General features: G+C 43.5%; 21 protein-coding genes and 1 other annotated feature. Of the genes, 13 read left to right on the top strand and 8 right to left on the bottom strand.

Features of this window, described 5'->3' with window-relative positions; translation table 11 throughout:
* Positions 1-2 precede the first annotated feature (2 nt).
* A complete protein-coding gene (gene bamE / locus A4G13_RS06875; RefSeq protein ID WP_011201072.1) occupies positions 3-416 on the bottom strand; it encodes an outer membrane protein assembly factor BamE in 414 nt (137 codons plus the stop codon).
* Between the two features lie 74 nt (positions 417-490).
* The gene (gene yejK, locus A4G13_RS06870; protein ID WP_090656182.1) at positions 491-1558 is read right to left on the bottom strand and encodes a nucleoid-associated protein YejK; all 1068 of its coding nucleotides are present in this window, start codon (positions 1556-1558) and stop codon (positions 491-493) included.
* A 165-nt stretch (positions 1559-1723) separates the two neighbouring features.
* Here yejK and A4G13_RS06865 point away from each other — a divergent pair, with 165 nt between their 5' ends.
* The 4 genes from A4G13_RS06865 (at position 1724) to A4G13_RS06850 (ending at position 5409) form a co-directional block, all read left to right on the top strand.
* Complete coding sequence (locus A4G13_RS06865) at positions 1724-1948, top strand: YejL family protein (protein ID WP_041640004.1); 225 nt, start codon at positions 1724-1726, stop codon at positions 1946-1948.
* A gap of 25 nt (positions 1949-1973) precedes the next feature.
* Positions 1974-3755, top strand: coding sequence for a DUF3413 domain-containing protein (locus A4G13_RS06860; RefSeq protein WP_090656180.1), 1782 nt, complete (start codon positions 1974-1976; stop codon positions 3753-3755).
* 268 nt (positions 3756-4023) lie between these two features.
* Positions 4024-5013: an amidohydrolase family protein gene (locus tag A4G13_RS06855; RefSeq protein ID WP_090656177.1), complete on the top strand. Its 990-nt coding sequence runs from the start codon at positions 4024-4026 to the stop codon at positions 5011-5013.
* Between the two features lie 84 nt (positions 5014-5097).
* Complete coding sequence (locus tag A4G13_RS06850) at positions 5098-5409, top strand: hypothetical protein (protein WP_243739727.1); 312 nt, start codon at positions 5098-5100, stop codon at positions 5407-5409.
* 81 nt (positions 5410-5490) lie between these two features.
* On the opposite strand, the gene yjjG is transcribed toward A4G13_RS06850, so the two are convergent.
* The 6 genes from yjjG to A4G13_RS06820 form a co-directional block, all read right to left on the bottom strand.
* Positions 5491-6162, bottom strand: coding sequence for a pyrimidine 5'-nucleotidase (gene yjjG / locus A4G13_RS06845; RefSeq protein ID WP_090656171.1), 672 nt, complete (start codon positions 6160-6162; stop codon positions 5491-5493).
* Entirely contained in the window at positions 6159-7094 is a 936-nt protein-coding gene (gene dusC, locus A4G13_RS06840; RefSeq protein ID WP_090656170.1) for a tRNA dihydrouridine(16) synthase DusC, read from the bottom strand. The genes yjjG and dusC overlap by 4 nt, the downstream gene beginning before the upstream one ends.
* Positions 7094-7708 carry a DUF2238 domain-containing protein gene (locus A4G13_RS06835; protein ID WP_041640002.1) on the bottom strand — a complete coding sequence of 205 codons (615 nt, stop codon included), beginning with the start codon at positions 7706-7708 and terminating at the stop codon, positions 7094-7096. The genes dusC and A4G13_RS06835 overlap by 1 nt, the downstream gene beginning before the upstream one ends.
* The gene (gene djlA, locus A4G13_RS06830; RefSeq protein WP_011201062.1) at positions 7708-8574 is read right to left on the bottom strand and encodes a co-chaperone DjlA; all 867 of its coding nucleotides are present in this window, start codon (positions 8572-8574) and stop codon (positions 7708-7710) included. Before djlA ends, A4G13_RS06835 begins: the two co-directional genes overlap by 1 nt.
* A gap of 138 nt (positions 8575-8712) precedes the next feature.
* Positions 8713-9429 (bottom strand): purine-nucleoside phosphorylase, encoded by a 717-nt coding sequence (gene deoD / locus A4G13_RS06825; protein ID WP_011201059.1) that lies wholly within the window; start codon positions 9427-9429, stop codon positions 8713-8715.
* 151 nt (positions 9430-9580) lie between these two features.
* Positions 9581-10846 carry a NupC/NupG family nucleoside CNT transporter gene (locus A4G13_RS06820; protein WP_011201057.1) on the bottom strand — a complete coding sequence of 422 codons (1266 nt, stop codon included), beginning with the start codon at positions 10844-10846 and terminating at the stop codon, positions 9581-9583.
* Positions 10847-11070: 224 nt separating this feature from the next.
* Here A4G13_RS06820 and yczE point away from each other — a divergent pair, with 224 nt between their 5' ends.
* The 9 genes from yczE to nadE all read left to right on the top strand — a co-directional run bounded on the left by yczE (position 11071) and on the right by nadE (position 21209).
* A complete protein-coding gene (gene yczE, locus A4G13_RS06815) occupies positions 11071-11727 on the top strand; it encodes a membrane protein YczE (protein ID WP_011201056.1) in 657 nt (218 codons plus the stop codon).
* A 180-nt stretch (positions 11728-11907) separates the two neighbouring features.
* Positions 11908-13164, top strand: a complete 1257-nt coding sequence (gene mtr, locus A4G13_RS06810) for a tryptophan permease (protein ID WP_090656232.1) — start codon at positions 11908-11910, stop codon at positions 13162-13164.
* A 64-nt stretch (positions 13165-13228) separates the two neighbouring features.
* The gene (locus A4G13_RS06805) at positions 13229-14002 is read left to right on the top strand and encodes a class I SAM-dependent methyltransferase (protein ID WP_176752354.1); all 774 of its coding nucleotides are present in this window, start codon (positions 13229-13231) and stop codon (positions 14000-14002) included.
* A 98-nt stretch (positions 14003-14100) separates the two neighbouring features.
* Positions 14101-14230: a sequence feature (His leader region), on the top strand.
* 50 nt (positions 14231-14280) lie between these two features.
* The gene (hisG, locus tag A4G13_RS06800) at positions 14281-15180 is read left to right on the top strand and encodes an ATP phosphoribosyltransferase (RefSeq protein WP_090656164.1); all 900 of its coding nucleotides are present in this window, start codon (positions 14281-14283) and stop codon (positions 15178-15180) included.
* Positions 15181-15254: 74 nt separating this feature from the next.
* Complete coding sequence (gene hisD / locus A4G13_RS06795; RefSeq protein WP_090656161.1) at positions 15255-16541, top strand: histidinol dehydrogenase; 1287 nt, start codon at positions 15255-15257, stop codon at positions 16539-16541.
* 30 nt (positions 16542-16571) lie between these two features.
* Positions 16572-17624: a histidinol-phosphate transaminase gene (hisC, locus tag A4G13_RS06790; RefSeq protein ID WP_090656158.1), complete on the top strand. Its 1053-nt coding sequence runs from the start codon at positions 16572-16574 to the stop codon at positions 17622-17624.
* Between the two features lie 96 nt (positions 17625-17720).
* Complete coding sequence (gene hisB / locus A4G13_RS06785) at positions 17721-18818, top strand: bifunctional histidinol-phosphatase/imidazoleglycerol-phosphate dehydratase HisB (protein WP_090656155.1); 1098 nt, start codon at positions 17721-17723, stop codon at positions 18816-18818.
* 202 nt (positions 18819-19020) lie between these two features.
* The gene (locus tag A4G13_RS06780) at positions 19021-20460 is read left to right on the top strand and encodes a nicotinate phosphoribosyltransferase (RefSeq protein WP_090656154.1); all 1440 of its coding nucleotides are present in this window, start codon (positions 19021-19023) and stop codon (positions 20458-20460) included.
* A complete protein-coding gene (nadE, locus tag A4G13_RS06775; RefSeq protein WP_090656151.1) occupies positions 20457-21209 on the top strand; it encodes an NAD(+) synthase in 753 nt (250 codons plus the stop codon). Before A4G13_RS06780 ends, nadE begins: the two co-directional genes overlap by 4 nt.
* Positions 21210-21342: the final 133 nt, after the last annotated feature.

Raw genomic sequence — 21342 nt, 5'->3', positions numbered from 1 at the left:
GGTTATTTCCAAAATTGCCACCAGCTGGTGCTTTGGGACTCTGGCATGGTGATGTTGGCATTGTTTACCACTTGTTTTTCTTGATCCGGCAAAGGTTTGTCTAAATCAAAACTTTCAACCGTACCTTGTTGGTTAAAGTTCACGGTTAAGGTGTGTTGTTCGGGTGTTTCGTAACTTCTTTGCTGTAGATAAACGTAATACCAAGTGTTTGTGCTAAACGGATCGTTTAGAACCGGCGTGCCAAGTATGTATTGCACTTGTTCGCGGGTCATACCCACTTGTAATTGAGATACCGCCGCTGATTCCAAATAATTGCCTTGCGGCACATCTACACGATACACAACTTTACTAACGGTGGAACAGGAAGTTACACTCAGCGCTAATAAAAGTGCGGTAATAATCGGTTTAATTTGCATGGTATTTACCTTTCTTTTGTGTCTTGTGGGCGAAACATCTGCTGATGATACCTAAACTTAGCGGAATTGCCAAATTAATTATGATTCTTCAAAAGCCGTTGTAATTGATCTTTTAAATTTGCCGGCAAACCGTGGATTGTTAAGGTATCCTGCATATCATCCCAATAAATTCTTTTGTCTAATAATTCGGCATCAAAACTGATTGTTACCCCTTTCCCCGAACCTGAAAATTTGGTCAGGGATTTTAGTGCGGAACGCACCGGCGGAATATTGTTTTCTAAACCGTAATCCTGTTCTGCGGCGAAATCGGCAAAAGGCTGCTGGTTTAGAGTGGGAATTGTTTCGGAAAGTTCAGTCAATTCTATCTCATCGCCGGCATTAATTTGTCCTTTGCAATAGTCGAAAACTTGTTTTTTTACCGCTTGGGATTGTTCGGCGCTTAATTCGCCCTTTTGGCAATAATCGCTGACCGCTTGCAATAAGCATTGATTTTGTACTTGCGGGTTGAGTCCTTCGTCCGCACCAAGAAAATCCATAAAGAAATCGCCGATTTTACGACCGACTCGTCCCTTGATAAAGGTTAAATAACGGTTTGAATTAGCGTTGACTCGCAAATCCGTTAAATTAATACGGGCGGCGATGTCGAATTGGTTAATATTAAGATATTGGGTGCGGTGAATTTCTAATTTTTCATCAACCAGCACGCTGGCTTTACTATCCAATAAAGCAATAAACAGGTAATCGGTAGCTAAAAAATTGTACCGGCAAAGCACAAAGGTTCCGCTTTCCGCAAAGGCATATTTGGCTAATTCTGAACTCAATAATTTTGCCGCTTCATAACTAAAGGGCAGAAAATCGGTTTCCCGCTCTAACAGCCGGTTCAAACTTTGTGCAAAACGGGATTGTTCTTGAAATACGCCGTAACCTTTGGTTTTATTCTGATAAGCCTGATGGAGTTCCAGCATAAATTGTTCCGCTTCGGCGGTAATAGGCAATAATTCCTGACGTAGAACGGTTTCTAATTGTGTGTTTTGTGTCGCCGTTTCTCCGTTTTCCGTTTCATTATTGTTATTAGTCGGAATGTTCGCCGACGCAGGTTTGATAATTTGATGCAGAACAATTTGATTGACGGTAATACTCATTTTTTAATCCAAATAGGTAAATTTAAAATATTTAATAAAAATCTTGCCTAATTATAACCGCACTTTTTTAACGATAAAGCATAAAATATGCTAGGATCTAAAAAATTATCAGGTAAACTATTCATCCTTTGTGATGAATAGAATTAGAAATAAATTTGGTTGAACATGGCTATTAATTCAAAATATCAAGACAAACAAGTTGATGAAATCTTAAAAGATATAATTGAAGTCCTGGAAAAACACAAGGCGCCGGTAGATCTTTCATTAGTTGTTTTAGGCAATATGGTGACGAATTTATTAACCAGCAGTGTCGGGGCGAATCAGCGCACGGTATTGGCTCAAGCCTTCTCCGACGCCTTATTGAATTCCGTTAAAACAAAACACCACTAACTATAATCGATAGGGCTAGTGAAGAATGCAATTTATTAAAAACGGCAGACAATATCGTGAAGCAACCTCACAGAAAATCTCGTGGGGGCATTGGTTTGCTCTTTTTAATATTATTTGGGCGATTTTATTTGGTTCCCGTTATGCTTTTATTATCGATTGGCCGTCCACCCTTTGGGGAAAACTTTATTTCTTTATCAGTATTCTCGGACATTTCAGTTTCATTGTGTTCGCCGGTTATTTGCTGATTATCTTCCCGCTCAGTTTTATTATCAAAAACGAACGTACTTTCCGCGGTTTATCGGTTATCGTTACTACAATTTGTCTGACATTACTGTTGATTGATACGGAAGTGTTTTCTCGTTTCAATCTGCATTTATCGTCCGTGGTGTGGAATTTGCTGGTCAACCCCGAAGACGGCGAGCTTTCTCGCGATTGGCAGATTTTCTTTGCGCCAATGCCGTTAATTTTGCTGGTTCAAATGCTGTATTCCCGCTGGTCCTGGAATAAGTTACGCAGCCTGGAACGGCAGAAATGGATGCGCAAAGTGGGGATTTTCTTTGTCACCATGTTTGTGGCGACCCACTTAATTTATGCTTGGGCGGACGCCTATATTTATCGCCCGATTACCATGCAGAAATCAAACTTCCCGTTATCCTACCCGATGACCGCCCGAACCTTTTTGGAAAAAAACGGCCTACTGGATAAAACCGAATACGCGCAGACATTAGAACAGGAAGGTCGCCCCGAAGCCTTTAATATAGATTATCCTAAGCATAAATTGGCTTATATGCCGATCGAGCGGAAACTGAATATATTGCTGATTAATATTTCAGGTATGCGCTACGATTCCGTTATTGAAAGCAAAATGCCGAATTTAACCGAGTTCGCTAAACAATCCGCTCAATTTATGAATCATTACAGTACGGGTAACAATAGCAATTTAGGCTTAACCGGCTTGTTCTACGGGTTGAATGCAAGTTATACCGACAGTATTTTGCACAATAAAACGGAATCCGAGCTGTTTAAGAAATTGCAGGCGGAACATTATCAAATGGGTTTGTTTTCCGCCAACAATTTTAAAGACAGTTTATTCAGACAGGCGCTATTCCAAAAAGTGAATTTGCCGAGAATTAAAGCGGGCAATCAAAGTGCGGTAAAAAATTGGTTAATTTGGTTAAATAAAGCGCATTTAGATCAGGCTTGGTTTAGTTATTTAGACTTGGATGTGCTAACCGCAGTGCAGAATGCGGATCCGAAATCCAAAGAGGAAGAAACGGAAATTTACGATAACCAATTGGGCAATGTGGATGTTCAGCTGCAAATTGTGTTCGAGCAATTGCAGGAGCGCGGTTTATTGGATAAAACCATCGTGATTATTACCGCAGATCATGGTCATGCTTTCCAATTATCCGATAAAGAACATATCGATTATTTCGGTTTGGATGAAATCCAAGTGCCGATGATTATCCGTTGGAATGCATTGCTGAACGAACAGCAAAGCAAATTAACCAGCCATGTGGATCTGGTGCCGACTCTAATGCAGAATGTCTTTAAAGTGGAAAATCCGATGACCGATTACGCCCAAGGAGAAAGCCTGATAAATATTTCGCGCAAGGCGGATTGGATATTGGTCGGCAATTACCGCTGGAATGTCATCATTAGCCCTAATGGCAACCAATATCATATTGATCGTAAAGGACAATACCAGAAATATAATGTGGATTATGAAAAAGAATCCTCATTACGTCCGCCGCTGGGTTTATTCCTGGAAGTCTTTACTCAAAGCCGTTCGTTTATGGCGAAGTAATTATGGTCAACATATAAGTTTTAAACCGATAGCCAAAACCGATTATATTTTTGTAATATAACAATTTATACTATCCAGCTAGTACCAACTAAGGACTAGATAACAATGTTATTAATCAAAAATCAGAGAATTTTTCATAACATTCTTTTCAAAACAGTCGGTGTGCGTTCTTGCCCATTGATTGCTCTTCTTTTTTCAATTAATAATTCATTTGTTTTGTTTAATCCTATCCATTTTCAATCAATTCAAATAGCATTACGGAGTAATCATGAAGAATCATGTTCGCAGTTTTAAAACTTACATAAGAGATGAGATTATCAAAAAAGGCGGTTGGGTTAACGCACATGCCCATGCCGACCGCGCGTTCACCATGACCCCGGAAAAAATTCATATTTATCATAATAGTAATTTACAGCAAAAATGGGATTTGGTGGACGAGGTAAAACGCACTTCAAGTGTGGAAGATTATTACGCTCGTTTTTGTCAGTCTATCGAATTAATGATTTCTCAAGGCGTAACGGCATTCGGTACCTTTGTAGATATCGATCCGATTTGCGAAGATCGGGCAATTATTGCGGCGCATAAAGCCCGTGACGTGTATAAAAACGATATTATTCTTAAATTTGCGAATCAAACTTTAAAAGGCGTGATTGAACCTACGGCTCGCAAATGGTTTGATATCGGTTCGGAAATGGTGGATATGATTGGCGGGCTTCCTTATCGTGACGAATTAGACTATGGTCGGGGTCTGGAAGCAATGGATATTTTATTGGATAAAGCGAAATCGTTGGGTATTATGTGCCATGTTCACGTTGACCAATTCAACACGCCGAAAGAAAAAGAAACCGAGCAACTCTGTGATAAAACCATTGAACACGGCATGCAGGGGCGCGTGGTGGCGATTCACGGTATTTCTATCGGTGCACATTCAAGAGAATATCGCTATGAACTTTACAAAAAAATGCGTGAAGCTCAAATGATGATAATCGCCTGCCCGATGGCATGGATTGATAGTAACCGTAAAGAAGAATTAATGCCGTTCCATAATGCTTTAACGCCTGCCGATGAAATGATTCCGGAAGGTATTACGGTCGCCTTAGGTACGGATAATATCTGCGATTATATGGTGCCGTTGTGCGAAGGCGATATGTGGCAGGAACTGAGCTTGCTTGCGGCAGGTTGCCGTTTCCCTAATTTGGATGAAATGGTGAATATCGCCAGCATTAACGGACGTAAAGTTTTAGGATTGGATCGCTAGACTTTCAAAATTCGGCTGAACATTCGCCGGTGTTTATTGTCAAAAAGTACGTGTCGGGCGTACTTTTTTATTGGAGGTTTTGCGATGGATAAAATGGTCATCTGGCTGTTGGCATTAATTATTGCCGCGCCGGTTTTAGTATTAGCCGTTTCCCCCACGTTAAATAAAATGGGTAATCAAGTAGGAAATATGGGCAATAATAACAGTGCGGTTTTCAGCCAGCAAGGTAATTCGGTGCATGGGCAGGACGGTTCGATTTATAATCGGGTAGGTAATACCACATACAGTAACAAAGGCACGGTATATTACAACACCGGAAAACATACTTATGCCAGTGACGGCTCTTATTGCACAAAAATCGGCGCCGTTACCCAATGTAACAAACCGACTAAATAATAAGCAAAACGGCACTTCAGTTTAAAGTGCCGTTTTTGTTATTTTTGTTAAAAGTGCGGTTAAAAAAGTGAGAAATTTTAATTAAGCCGCCACCACATCCAGTAATTCATTAAATTTCTTAATGCTGTAAGTCGGTGCAATATCACTATCGTTGGCTTTGTCATAACTTAACCAACAAGTATCCAAGCCGGCGTTCTTTCCGCCTAAAATATCCGAATGTAAGTTATCGCCTACCATTAACACCTGGCTTTTATCTTCAATGTCCGCCTGTTGTAAACTATGCTCGAAGATTCGGGCGTCCGGTTTGGCTATGCCGAGTTCTTGTGAAATAGTAATAAACTGGAAATATTGTGCTAAACCGGTTCTTTGCAGACGAAGATGTTGCAAGGCGGTAAAGCCGTTTGTAATAATTGCCAGTTTTGCCTGTTTTTCCAGGGTGTGAATGGTTTCTATTACACCGTCCAGAGGCTTACACAGATCCGCGAGCGCAAGCATATAATCTTGATTAATTTCGACCGCACTTTTGCCTAACTTTTGCTCCCAAGGCTCAAACCGGATAGTTTGAATCTGTTCCGCACTGATTTCCGCATTTTGATATTTTACCCAAAGAGGTTTATTGACTTTCTCGTATTGAGTAAAATCCTGCTCGTTAAATTTTAACCCGTTATCGGCGAACAACTTTTGTAGCCCGGCAAAAGCATTGAAGGAAAAAAGGGTTTCGTCGGCATCAAAAAAGATCCATTGGTATTTCATTGTAAGTGTTCCATTTTTATTCGTAATTCGTCCGCATTATGACAGGTTTTAATATAGTCAAACAGCATAGTAGCTTGCGGATATTCTTTTTTTAAATATTGCAGCCATTGTTTAATGCGAGCCACATGATAAAAACCTGTGTCATGAATATTTTCTAAATGAGCGTATTTTTGCAAAATCCGTATCACTTTATGCCACGGCAATTTTTCTTCGTTACGTTTGACCACCCGGCTTAAATTAGGAATATTTAACGCACCGCGCCCAATCATTAAATCTTCGCATCCCGTTACCGCAAGGCAATTTTGTCCGTCTTGCCAGTTCCAGATTTCACCGTTGGCAATTACCGGAATAGCGAGTTTTCGGCGCAATTCACCGATTTTTTCCCAGTTGATTCGTTCCGCTTTGTAACCGTCGGCTTTTGTTCGTCCGTGAATAGTGATTTCATTCGCCCCGCCTTGTTGAACGGCATCGGCAATATCAAAGGCGAAGTCGGCGGAATCCCTGCCCAGGCGCACTTTTACGCTGACCGGCAAATGTTTAGGTACGGCGGTTCGAATGGCTCGGGTCGCCTGATAAATTAATTCCGGTTGTTTTAATAAAGAGGCGCCGCCATGACTGCCGTTTACCGTTTTTGACGGACAACCGCAGTTAAGATCGACGCCGAAAGACCCTAATTCAACGGCGCGCACCGCATTTTCCGCCAGCCATTCGGGAAATTGACCGAGAAGTTGGACTCGTATAGGCGTACCGGCGGTTGTTTTGCCGGCATTTTTCAGTTCGGGGCAAAGGCGATAAAACACTTTTTCCGGTAGCAGCTGGTCAACTACTCGCACGAATTCGGAAATACAGAGATCGTAATCATTGACTTCAGTAAGCAATTGGCGCACAAAAGCGTCCAGCACGCCTTGCATAGGAGCTAAAATAACACGCATTATGAATACTTTTTATCCGGGCGAATAAAATAAAACAAGAGCAGGGCGGTTAATGCGCCCAGGGTATCGGCAAGAATATCTTTTTGCGCATCCCACACATCGCCTTGCGAGCCCAAGAAGGCAATGCCTTCCTGACCGCCTGCGATAACCGCGTATTGCCATTCAATCAACTCATAACCGGCGGCAACCGACATGATAAAAAACAGGCTGAAAAATCCGGCGACAATAGGGCCGGTCAGTTTACGGCGTAATAAAAATTCCGCCATAGGGAAGCTATAAAAACCGATGATGTAATGGGCGACACGGTCAAAATGGTTACGCCCTTCGCCTAACCAGCCGGCAAGTAAATCGCTTCCCCATTTAAAAGGCACCAGTTCAAAAGTGTAATGGGCGCCGATTAAATGCAGAATCAACCAAAGAGACATACAAAAATAAGCCGGATTGCTGAATTGAAACCAAGGATAAGTGACAATCAACAGCATAAATACCGCGAAAACCGGCACTACCTCCGCATACCACACTGCGCGGGAGACCGGCTCAACCGCAGACCAAATTGCGAGCAGGCTGATAAATACGGCTAACAACAACGGAAAAGGGCGCAGAGGAAATGCCATTATTTCCAACCTTTCACTTTGCAGATTAAATCGTAAGCCGCCTGGATTTGTTGCGCTTTTTCTTTTGCCATTTCCATCATTTCTTTCGGTAGTCCTTTCGCTACAAGTTTGTCCGGGTGATGTTCGTTCATTAAACGACGATAAGCGCGTTTTACCGTTTGTTGGTTATCACCGGCGTTAACGCCCAGCACTTTGTAGGCGTCTTCTACCGTAGGGCCTGACGAAGTGCGGTAGGAATTTTGATAATTTTCTTGATTATATTGTTGGTGACTTTGTTGCTGATATTGCTGTTGACGGTAGAATCCGCCTTGGGTAAATTGGCGGGCGGCCATTTCCATGGCTAACATTTGATCAAATTGGAATCGGGAAAGACCAAGTTCTTCGGCAATCACAAAAAGCAATTCTTTTTCATTATTATGCAAGTTGGAATCGGCAAACGCGGCCTGTACCTGAATATGTAAAAACATACGTAGTAAATCGGCGCGCTGACCGCAGCCTATACGGAATTCACGAATTACTTCGCGTACCGGGAAATCCGCTTCTTTACCGCGGTTAAAAGCATTTTGCGCAAGTTGGCGGTTGGCGACATCCAATTGCATTTGGCTCATTAGATTGTTCGCTAGCTGAATATCTTCTTCGGTAACGCGCCCTTTGGCTTTGCTTAAGTGCCCCAATACGGCGAAGGTAGTTTGCATGAATAGTGACTGGCGGGTAATTTTTTTGCTAAAAAATGACGAATTTACGCTACCTAATTCATATAATTTTTTATCCGCGATATGGCCTAAAATAAGCCCGGCGATACCACCGAACAGTCCGCCGAAACGGTAACCGATAATAAAACCTAGGATTTTCCCAATAAAATTCATTGTGCGCTCCATGAGTAAAAAATAATGGGCTTAGTTTACCCGATTAATAGGGCTTAGTGAATGAAATATCTGCAAAATGCGGGGACAAGAAAAAAGTGCGGTAAAAAATCCGGAAATTTTTACCGCACTTTTGAACAATTAAGCCTGATCGCCTAACAATACGCTTTCTAAAGCGATTTCGATCATATCGTTGAAGGTTAATTGGCGTTCTTCCGAAGAAGTTTGTTCGCCGGTGCGTATATGGTCGGATACGGTACAGATGCTTAATGCTTTCGCACCAAATTCGGCGGCAACGCCGTAAATGCCGGCGGCTTCCATTTCCACCCCTAAAATGCCGTATTTTTCCATGACGTCGAACATTTCCACATCCGGCGTATAAAATAAATCCGCAGAGAACAGATTGCCCACGCGATAATTGATGCCCTTGGCTTTTGCCGCTTGCACTGCCGCTTGAGTCATATCGAAATCCGCAATTGCGGCAAAATCGTTATCTTTAAAACGAATGCGGTTTACTTTGGAATCCGTACAGGCGCCTAAACCGATGATTACGTCGCGCACTTTAACGTCATTACGAACTGCACCGCATGAGCCTACGCGGATAATTTTTTTCACGCCGTATTCGGTAATTAACTCTTTTGTATAAATAGAACAAGACGGAATGCCCATACCGTGCCCCATTACGGAAACGGGGCGACCTTTGTAAGTTCCGGTGTAACCAAGCATATTACGTACATTGGTGACTTCTTTTGCGTTTTCCAAGAAAGTTTCGGCGATATATTTTGCTCGCAGTGGATCGCCCGGCATTAAAACAACATCAGCGAAAGCACCTTCAGGCGCATTAATATGTGGAGTCATAGAAGTTTCCTCTTTTGGTCAGCGTTTATTTTTTAAGCAAACGTTTTCTTTTGATTAAAACAACAACACCACGACTTACTCGTGGTGTTGAGAATTACGGGCAATTTAAAAATCCGGTAAATTATACCGCACTTTTAACGCAAATTTAATATTAGCCTAACGCAACACCGCTTAATTCGATAAATAAGCCCGCTAAGGTTGCACTCATTAAGTTGGCAAGAGAACCGGCAATAACCGCTTTTATACCAAGGCGTGCGATATCGCCGCGACGATTCGGCGCCATGGCGCCCAAGCCGCCGATTAAAATAGCGATCGAACTGAAGTTGGCAAAACCGCATAAAGCGAAAGTGATAACGGCTTTTGTTTTATCGCCTAATACCATTGGGGTTTCAGGCGTTAAGTATTTGGTGAATTCCAAATAACCGACAAATTCGTTAATGGCAAGTTTTGTACCAATCATTTGACCTGCAACGCCGGCCTCTTCCCAAGGTACGCCGATTAACCAGGCTAGCGGACGGAAAATCCAACCGAAAATTTCACCTAATGATAATTCGGGCATGCCGAACCAAGCGCCGACACCACCTAAAATACCGTTGATTAAAGCAATTAACGCCACAAAAGCAATTAACATCGCACCTACGTTGAGGGCTAATTGTAAACCCGATGAGGCGCCGCCTGCCGCCGCATCTAAAATATTTGCCGGTTTTTCAAGTTCGACATGTTCGATGGCATCGTCAAATTTTTCTGTTTGCGGCACTAGAATTTTCGCAAACAATAAACCCGCAGGCGCCGCCATAAATGAAGCGGCGATTAAATAAGTCAACGGCACGCCCATACCGGCATAACCCGCCATAACGGAACCGGCGATAGAGGCTAAACCGCCGCACATTACCGCGAATAATTCGGATTCGGTCATGCGGCTGATATAAGGTTTAACGATTAAAGGCGCTTCGGTTTGACCCACGAAAATGTTAGCAGCCGCCGACATAGATTCAGATTTTGATGTACCGAGCAATTTCTGCAATGCGCCGCCGATGATTTTAATCACCCATTGCATAACGCCGATATAGTAAAGCAGGGAAATCAATGCGGAGAAGAAGACGATACTCGGTAACACACGCACGGCGAAAATAAAACCGTCGCCGCCGAATACCTCAAAGATTTTATCGCCGGCTAAACCGCCGAACACGAATTTAATCCCTTCGTTACCGTAAGAAATTACTTTTGCTACGCCGTTTGCCATCGAAAGTAAAATATCCCGACCTGCCGGCACGTATAAAATAAATGCGCCGATTAAGATTTGAATTAATAACGCTCCCCCTACAGTGCGGAAATTAATTGCTTTGCGATTGCTCGAAAGAGAATAAGCAATGGCTAATAACACAAAAATACCCAGAAGGCTGGTTAACATGCTCATATAGAACCTCAGAATGAATTAAAATTATAGAGATTAGAAAATCCCCGCTACTATACTGATTTTTAGTTAAAAAATCTTGTGGAAAAGCGTAAAAATGCGAGTTAAATCATTTTTTCTAAGAATTTTTATCCTCTTTTAGTATATATTATGCGTTTAATTTCATTTTATTTTCGATTTCCTTAAATTATGATAATCCCAATCGAATTGGATAAGCGCTTATTTATATGTCAAAAAAACATCAAATTCTTCCTCAAACCCGCTGGACGGCAACCTCGTTTTGGTCTCTGGAATTCAGATCTCTTAGCGTTTTGCTGCTCTCTTTTGTGATTGTGGGAATCGGGGACGGATTGCTGCTGTTATCCAATTTGGGGTCGGCGCCCTGGACCATTCTTTCGCAAGGCGTGGCTTTGCAGGGCGGATTCGGTGTGGGCTGGGCTTCGCTGTTGATCAGTATCATGGTTATGCTCGCCTGGTTTCCGCTAAAATTAAAACTGGGTCTCGGCACTTTGCTGAATATTCTCGTGATCGCTTTATTTCTCGGCATTACCACCGCTTATGTTCCCGCGCCTACAAGCTTGCTCGGACGTTTGGTTTTTGTTTTTATCGGCGTGTTTTGTTTTGGTGTCGGCACCGCATTTTATTTAACCTGCCACCAAGGAGCCGGTCCCAGAGACGGCTTAATGGTGGGGCTTTGCCAGCGTTTTCACTGGCGAATCGGCATTGTGCGTACCAGTATTGAAGTAACGGTTTGCCTGTTAGGTTTTCTGTTAGGCGGCACGGTGGGGATTGGTACTGTAGTTTTTGCCTTATCAATCGGTTGGGTCGTGCAACTTTCGTTGATGGTGATTAACCGTTCGCCTTGTTTGTTAGATAATACTTAATATTTTTAATAAGTTAGAAAAAATCGCTTTTTTGACCGCACTTTTTAGTACTTGGCAGACCGCTATCGAATCCTTGTTATCCGCCGATAATTTTCTTTGTTTTATACTTGTCTTTCTTAAATGTACTACTATAATAGTTCAAAAAGTTATTTAACATGGAAAACCTTTATGGAAAAATCTATGAAAAACAAAAAACAACCTTCTTTGCTTGGCGGCGCAATGATTATTGCCGGCGGAACAATCGGTGCGGGAATGTTAGCCAACCCGATTTCAACCGCCGGCGTATGGTTTTTAGGATCATTATTAATTCTAATCTATACCTGGTTTTGCATGATGTCATCGGGCTTGATGTTGTTAGAAGCCAATTTGCATTATCCCACGGGCTCAAGTTTTGACACCATCGTAAAAGATCTGCTCGGGAAGGGATGGAATATCTTAAACGGCCTGTCGCTGGCGTTTGTGCTGTATATTTTAACCTATGCTTACATTACTTCCGGCGGTGGGATTACAGAGGGTTTCCTTAATCAGTTATTGAGTTCCGAACAAAGTGCGGTAGAAATCGGCAGATCTTCCGGATCATTAATTTTTACCTTTGTGCTTGCCGTTTTTGTATGGTTTTCCACAAAAGCCGTGGATCGCTTTAGTACGATACTCATTGGCGGTATGGTTATTTCTTTCTTCCTTTCCGTATCGGGATTGATTTCATCCGCTAATGCCGATGTACTGCTTAACTCGGCAACTTCGCAGGATACTCAATATTTGCCTTATGCTTTAGTGGCTCTGCCGGTATGCCTGGTTTCCTTCGGATTTCATCAAAACGTGCCAAGTCTGGTTAAGTACTATAATCGTGATGCGGGCAAGGTTTCGAAATCCGTTTTTGTCGGCACATTTATTGCACTGATTATCTATATTTTGTGGCAATTAGCAATTCAAGGGAATTTACCGCGTGCGGAATTTGTTCCGGTTATTGAAAAAGGCGGCGATATTGCGGCATTACTTGCGGCATTAAGTAAATATATTCAAACGGATTATATCGCTCTGGCGTTGAAATTCTTTGCTTATATGGCAATAGCCAGTTCATTTTTAGGCGTGACCTTGGGTTTATTCGATTATATTGCGGATCTTTGCGGTTTTGACGACGGCAAAGCCGGCAGAACGAAAACGGCATTAGTGACTTTTTTGCCGCCATTATTACTCAGTTTGCAATTCCCTTACGGTTTCGTTATCGCCATTGGTTACGCGGGGCTGGCGGCAACGATTTGGGCGGCTATCGTGCCGGCATTATTGGCGAAAGCGAGCCGGAAAAAATTCAACAAACCTTCTTATAGTTGCTTCGGCGGTAATTTAATGGTGTATTTCATTATTATTTTCGGCGTGTTAAATATCCTGTCCCAGCTTGCTATGCAGTTCGGCTGGTTACCGGAATTTAAAGGTTAAATCACCTGCTCAGGCCTTATAACCGGCACGGAAAATTTCCCGTGCCTGTATTTTTTATTGATTTATTGCTATGAAAGAATCCGTTTATGACAGCGAAGGATTTTTTGAGTTATACCAAAAACTTCGCGCCAATCCCGGCAGCTTAAATGAAATAGTCGAGAAACCGACTATGCTGTCTTTATTGCCTGATATAACAGGTAAAACCTTGCTGGATATGGGCTGCGGAACAGGCGAGCATTTGCAGATGTATTTGCGGCTGGGGGCAAAAAGAGTAGTGGGCATCGATCTTTCTGCAAGTATGCTGAAACAGGCGGAAATCGATTTGGGGAAATTCTGCGAAAATCAACCGCAGTTTTCATCAGGCAGCTTTAGTTTGCACCATCTTCCCATGGAACAACTTGATCAACTGCCGGAGGCACAATTTGATGTGATTACCAGCTCTTTTGCTTTCCACTATGTTGAAAATTTTCCTGCATTGTTGACGAAAATCTCTAATAAATTAACGGCGCGGGGAAGCTTGGTTTTTTCTCAGGAGCATCCCGTCGTCACCGCCTATCAGGGCGGAGAACGCTGGGAAAAAGATGAAAATAAACAACAAATCGCTTATCGTCTGAATTTTTATCGGGATGAAGGCAAGCGGGAGCGCAGTTGGTTTAAACAGCCGTTTTTAACTTATCATCGAACGATTTCAACAATCGTAAATAATTTAATACAGGCGGGTTTTACAATTGAGAAAATGGCGGAGCCCATGCTTGCCGACCAAGCGGAGTGGCAAACGGAATTTAAGGATTTGCAGCACCGCCCCGTATTACTTTTTATCCGTGCAAAAAAATCATAAAAAATAGCAAAAACAGCTTGCGGCTTAAAAGATTTTGCAGTAAGTTAAAGGGCATAGAAAAATTGGAGAAATAACATGAACTTCAACCGCACTTTATCTCATCACCATCATCACCCTGATTGATCTTTCGGGCGTTTTGTGGTGTTCGGAAGAAAAGAAAACTTCCGGGCAAGTGTGGAAACAGGATTGCTAAACCTCTCGGAAGGAAACTTTCGGGAGGTTTTTTTATACTCCGGATTTAACCCGATTAAATAAAAAACAATAAAAGGAAATACAATATGTCAACCAATAAACGTTTAAGAATTGCAATGCAGAAAAAAGGCCGTTTAAGTGATGAATCTCAAGAATTACTTAAACAATGCGGTGTAAAAATTAATTTACAAGGACAAAAATTAATTGCTTATGCGGAAAATCTACCCATCGACATTTTAAGAGTACGTGATGATGATATTCCCGGATTGGTGTTTGACGGTGTGGTCGATTTAGGCATTATCGGCGAAAACGTGTTGGAGGAAGAAGAATTAACCCGCACGGCGGCAGGCGACAAAGTGGAATATAAAATGTTGCGCCGTTTAGAATTCGGCGGTTGTCGCTTGTCGCTGGCGGTGGATAGCGATGTTGAATTTGACGGCCCCGAATCGCTGCGCGATTGCCGCATTGCTACCTCTTATCCTCAATTACTAAAACGCTATATGGTAGAACAGGGCGTTCCTTTCAAAAGTATTTTATTAAACGGTTCCGTTGAAGTCGCACCGCGTGCCGGCTTAGCCGACGCCATTTGCGATTTGGTTTCCTCCGGCGCTACTCTTGAAGCCAACGGTTTAAAAGAAGTGGAAGTGATTTATCGTTCAAAAGCCTGCTTAATTCAACGTAAGGAACCGCTGTCGGAGGAAAAACAGGCGTTGGTGGATAAAATTCTCACCCGTATTCAAGGCGTACAACAAGCCGATGAATCCAAATACATTATGCTACACGCGCCGAAAGATAAATTGGAAGAAATTACCGCGCTGTTACCGGGAGTGGAAAATCCGACAATTCTCCCGCTTGCCCACGACGATACTAAAGTGGCTGTTCACGTGGTCAGTCAGGAAAATCTGTTCTGGGAGACTATGGAACAGTTAAAAGAAAAAGGCGCAAGTTCGGTGCTGGTGTTACCTATTGAAAAAATGCTGGCTTGAGATCGTTCTCCGTTCCCCTTTGTTAAAGAGGGGAATTTAGGGGAGATTTAAGAAAGAGAAAAACGGAGATAAATATGCAAACCCTAATTTGGAAAGATTTAACCGAACAAGAAAAGAAACAAGCCCTTACACGCCCGGCGATTTCTGCGGCGGGGAACATTAAAGATGCGGTGGATGCCATTCGGGAAAATGTGGCTGCCAATGGCGATAAAGCGCTGTTTGAGCTTTCGGAAAAATTCGATAGAGTAAAATTGAATAGTTTGGAGGTTTCCGAACAGCAAATTGAGGAAGCTGCGCAACGCCTGCCGGAAGAATTAAAACAAGCCATTCAAAATGCGAAGAAAAATATCGAAGCTTTCCATCTTGCACAGGTTCCCGTCGAGGCGGATGTCGAAACCCAATCGGGTGTACGTTGCCAAGTGCTGACCCGCCCGATTAATCGTGTGGGATTATATATTCCCGGCGGTTCGGCGCCCCTGTTTTCAACCGTATTAATGCTTGCAATTCCTGCCAAAATTGCAGGCTGTAAAAAAATCGTGCTCTGTTCGCCGCCACCGATTGCCGATGCGATCCTTTATGCGGCGAATCTTTGCGGCGTAGAAACCATTTATCAGGTAGGCGGCGCACAGGCCGTCGTTGCAATGGCATTCGGTACGGAAACCGTAGCGAAAGTAGATAAAATTTTCGGACCGGGCAATGCCTTTGTGACGGAAGCTAAACGCCAGGTAAGCCAGGCGGTGAACGGCGCCGCCATTGATATGCAGGCGGGGCCGTCGGAAGTGCTGGTACTTGCCGATGAAAATGCCGATCCTGATTTTGTGGCGAGTGATTTGCTTTCTCAGGCGGAACACGGTGCCGACAGCCAAGTCATACTGGTTACGCCGAGCGAACGATTGGCGCTGGAAACCGAACTCGCCGTCGAACGCCAACTGACCACCTTGCCACGTTCCGAAATTGCGCAAAAAGCGTTAGCGCACAGTCGCATTTTTATTGCTGAAAATTTACAGCAATGTGTTGAAATCAGTAATGAATATGCGCCGGAACATTTGGTGGTTCAAGTACAAAACGCCCGTGATTTATTACCGAATATCGATAATGCAGGCTCAATTTTCTTAGGTGCCTACAGCCCCGAAAGTATGGGAGATTATGCCAGCGGTACTAACCATGTTTTACCTACTTACGGCTATACCAGGACTTCATCCAGCCTAGGTCTGGCGGATTTCAGCAAACGCATGACGGTACAGGAACTCAGCCCGCAAGGCTTTAAAGATTTAGCTAAAACCGTTGAAGTGATGGCAGCGGCGGAACGGTTGGATGCGCATAAACAGGCAGTATCGATTCGATTAGCAAAAATTAAATAATCCGCTCCTACGAAAGAAAAGGAAGATAATATGAGCATCTCACAACTCTCGCGAAAAAACGTTCAAGCCTTAACGCCATATCAATCCGCACGTCGGTTGGGCGGTAACGGCGATGTGTGGCTGAATGCCAACGAATACCCGACTTCGCCGGACTTTAACCTTTCCGAGCGTATTTTTAACCGTTATCCCGAACCGCAACCTGAAGCGGTGATAAAGGGCTATGCCGCTTACGCGGATGTAAAACCTGAAAATGTGATTGTGACCCGAGGCGGCGACGAAAGCATTGAATTGTTGATTAAAGGGTTTTGCGAACCGGAAGACAAAGTACTTTACTGTCCGCCTACTTACGGCATGTATGCCGTGAGTGCGGAAACGCTAGGTATTGCCACTAAAACCGTACCGTTAACAGCGGATTTTCAGCTGGATTTACCTGAAATTGAAAAAAATTTAGCAGGCGTAAAAGTGATTTTTGTGTGTAGTCCGAATAACCCGACAGGTAATGTGTTAAATCAGGCGGATTTGATTCGTTTGTTGGACATTACAGCCGGCAGCGCTATTGTAGTAGTGGATGAGGCCTATATTGAATTCAGCCCTGAAACTTCGATGATAAAACAACTGGGAAATTATCCACACTTAGCCATTATCCGTACGCTTTCCAAAGCCTTTGCTCTGGCGGGATTACGTTGCGGTTTTACCTTGGCAAATCCTGAGCTTATCGGCGTGCTGCAAAAAGTGATTGCCCCTTATCCGTTGCCGGTACCCGTTTCGGATATTGCCGCTCAGGCTTTACAGCCACAGGGCGTAGCACAAATGAAAATGCGGGTTGCAGAGGTATTGGAAAATCGCGCGTGGTTGATTGGCGAACTCAAACAAATCCCAAGCGTAGTAGATATTTTCACCACCGAAGCTAATTATGTACTGGTGAAATTCCAGGATGGTGAAAAAGTGTTTAACGCCTTATGGGAAAAGGGCATTATCTTGCGTGATCAGCACAAAGCCTTTGGTTTGCAAAATTGTATTCGGATTTCGATTGGAACTAGAGCGGAATTAGAAAAAACAGTGGCTGCGCTTAAACTCGCATAATCGTAGGGCTTGCCGGCCCCAAAAAATCCGGAATTTTAACCGCACTTTATGTTGCATTGATGGTGGGCGGGTAAGCCTGCCTTACAAGGACACTATATGACTCAACAACCAACCCTATTCATCGACCGTGACGGCACGTTAATCGACGAGCCGAAAACCGATTTTCAAATTGACAGTTTAGAAAAGCTCAAATTCGAACGTAATGTGATTCCGGCGTTGCTCAAATTAAAAAATCGTTATCGTTTTGTGATGGTATCGAATCAAGACGGCTTGGGAACGGATTCATTTCCGCAGGAAGATTTTGATAAGCCGCATAATGCCATGTTAGCTGTTTTTCGTTCGCAAGGCATTGAATTTGATGATATTTTAATCTGCCCGCATAAGCCGGAAGACAACTGTGATTGCCGTAAACCGAAAATTAAATTGTTGAAAAAGTACATTGATAAAAAATTATTTGATCCCGCAGACAGCTTTGTTATCGGCGATCGGGCGACAGACGTTCAACTGGCTGAAAATCTGGGTATTCGCGCATTGCAGTATCATCCGGAAAATTTAGACTGGGATATGATCGCCGAAAAATTATTACGGGAACCTGTGGCGGATCCGAAAGGTTTAGGTCAACCGCGTCATGCCGTTGTGGCTCGCAAAACCAAAGAAACCGACATCAAAGTGGAAGTCTGGTTGGATGAAGCCGGGGTGAATCAAATTAATACCGGTATCGGTTTTTTTGATCATATGCTTGATCAAATCGCTACTCATGGCGGGTTTCGCATGAATGTCAGCTGCAAAGGCGATTTGCATATTGACGATCACCATACCATCGAAGATGTCGCATTGGCACTGGGCGCGGCGTTAAAAGAGGCTATCGGCAATAAGCGCGGTATTCAGCGATTTGGTTTTGTGCTGCCTATGGACGAATGCAAAGCGGAATGCGCCCTGGATTTATCCGGTCGCCCGTATTTCAAATTCAAAGCGAAATTCAATCGTGACAAAGTGGGCGATTTCAGCACCGAAATGACGGAGCATTTTTTCCAGTCTATTGCCTATACCTTGCTTGCAACCTTGCATTTATCCGTTAAAGGCGACAATGCTCACCATCAAATCGAAGCCTTGTTTAAAGCTTTCGGCAGAACTTTGCGCCAGGCGATTAAAATCGAAGGAAATGAAATGCCGAGCAGTAAGGGCGTGTTGTAAATTTTCATAATCGAATCCTAGGGGCGTATCACATACGCCCCAAAGTGCGGTCAGAATTCATAAAGTTTTTTTATTTCATTTTCTTGCTACAAAATAACTTGAAATATCATCCTTATCGGCGTTTAATGTAGCTTATGCTTTACAATTTTAAGTGATAGTTTACATTTTTTGCTTATATGACATTTAAAAATAAGGAGGCATTATGCAAAACAGTGCATTATTGATGGATTTTTATGCTCTGACTATGGCGAACAGTTATTTTGAGCAGGGCAGACAAGATGAAATTGCCTATTTTGACTATTTTTTCCGACGGGTGCCGGACGAGGGCGGTTATGCGGTCTTTGCCGGGTTGGAGCAATTACTGGATTATCTGGAAAATTTACATTTCAGCGAGCAGGAAATTGCCTTTTTACAACAAAAACAGATTTTTTCAGAAGGTTTTCTGGATTATCTGCGTCATTTTCGTTTTCGCGGTGATCTGTGGGCGGTGAAAGAAGGTACGGCGGTGTTTCCTGCCGAACCGCTTGTTGTGATCCGTGCGCCGATTATTGATTGCACCCTGATTGAAGCCTTTTTATTACTGACGTTGAATCATCAAACGCTGATTGCCACTAAAGCGGCGCGTATAGTGAGTGTAGCACAAGGACGTAATGTGCTGGAATTTGGTGCGCGCCGTGCGCATGGCGTTGATGCCGCCCATTTCGGGGCTCGTGCAGCCTATATTGCGGGTGTAGACGGTACGTCCAATGTGTACAGCGATTTTGCCTGCGGTATTCCCGCTTTGGGCACGATGGCTCATGCTTACGTACAAAGTTTCGATAATGAATACGAAGCTTTTCTGCAATATGCCAAAACTTACCCCGATAACACGGTGTTGCTGGTGGACACTTATGATACGTTGCATCAAGGCATTCCTAATGCAATACGGGTTCATCGCGAATATCTGGCGCCACGGGGCTATAAATTGAAAGGTATCCGTATTGATAGCGGCGACTTAGCCTATTTAAGTATTCGGGCGAGAGAAATGCTGGATGCGGCGGGGCTTACGGAAACTAAAATTACCGTATCCAATTCCCTTGACGAATATCTGATTAAAGATTTGTTGCTGCAAGGGGCGAAAATCGACAGTTTTGGTGTAGGCGAACGGTTGATTACCGCAAAAAGCGAACCGGTTTTCGGCGGCGTATATAAGATTGTTGCGCTGGAAAACGCAGGGCGGATTATTCCGAAAATTAAACTTAGCGAGACCTTGCAAAAAACCACTACACCGGGCTTTAAAAATTTGTGGCGCCTGTATGATAAAAATCACAAAGCGATCGCCGATGTGATTACCTTACATGATGAAATCATTGATAGTACTAAACCTTATATGTTGTTTGACCCGGAATATACCTGGAAAACCAAATGGGTGACGGATTTTGTTGCGGAACAAAAATTGCAGCAATGGATTTCGCAAGGGGAAAAACAGCTGACCATACCGACACTGGAAGAGAGCCGTGCGCATTGCCGACAGGAATTACAATCGCTTTGGAATGAAGTCCGCCGGTTGGAAAAACCTCACGGTTATTATGTGGATTTATCGCAGGATTTATGGACGCTAAAACAACATCTGATTGAACGGCATTCGGGGAAAAAAGAATGAAAACGGCAGCATACGCAGATTATTTAATTCAATGGCTGGAAAACCAACGAACCGAACTTTACGGTATGGACGGCTATACGCTGGGCGTCAGCGGCGGTATTGACAGCGCCGTCTGCGCTCATTTGGTAGCGCGCACCGGCGCACCGGTACAAGCCTTAATTTTGCCCGCCGAAGTAACCAGTCCGTCAGATGTGGCGGATGCGCAAGCCACACTGGAAAGCGCCGGTATTGACGGACAAATAATTTCCATTGCGCCTTGGTACGATTTAATTATGCAACAACTTTCCCCGGTATTAAATTCCGAACCGGAGCGCATTAACGTATTAAAGGGCAATTTAATGGCAAGACTGCGTATGATTGCGCTGTTTACCACGGCACAAAGCCATCGTTCTATTGTGTTGGGCACCGATAATGCGGCGGAATGGCTGACGGGTTATTTTACCAAATTCGGCGATGGTGCGGCGGACGTGCTGCCTTTAGCGGGATTGCGCAAAGAGCAGGTATTTGAACTCGGACGTTATCTTGGCGTACCGCAAAGCGTGCTGGATAAAAAACCGAGCGCCGGTTTATGGGCAGGACAAACGGACGAAGCTGAAATGGGCGTTACTTATGCGGAAATCGACGCTTATCTGCGCGGCGAAACCGTTAGCCCGCAGGCGCTGCAACAAATTCGTTTCTGGCACAACCGTTCTCATCACAAACGTATGTTGCCACCTAAACCGAAATCCCCCGATGAAGCGGAGTGTTAAAATCAAAATATAACAGCGTTATGCTTGGTGTCATAATAATCGACGATATTAAAGACATTATTACCCAATCCCGCTAAACCGCACAATTGAACTGAATGCAATACCCTATGCTTTTGCGTATTGATGATATGGA

This window comes from Basfia succiniciproducens, from assembly GCF_011455875.1.
Taxonomy (GTDB): domain Bacteria; phylum Pseudomonadota; class Gammaproteobacteria; order Enterobacterales; family Pasteurellaceae; genus Basfia; species Basfia succiniciproducens.
Note: the sequence above shows the minus strand (reverse complement) of the source record. Positions and strands in the feature narration are given on the sequence as shown.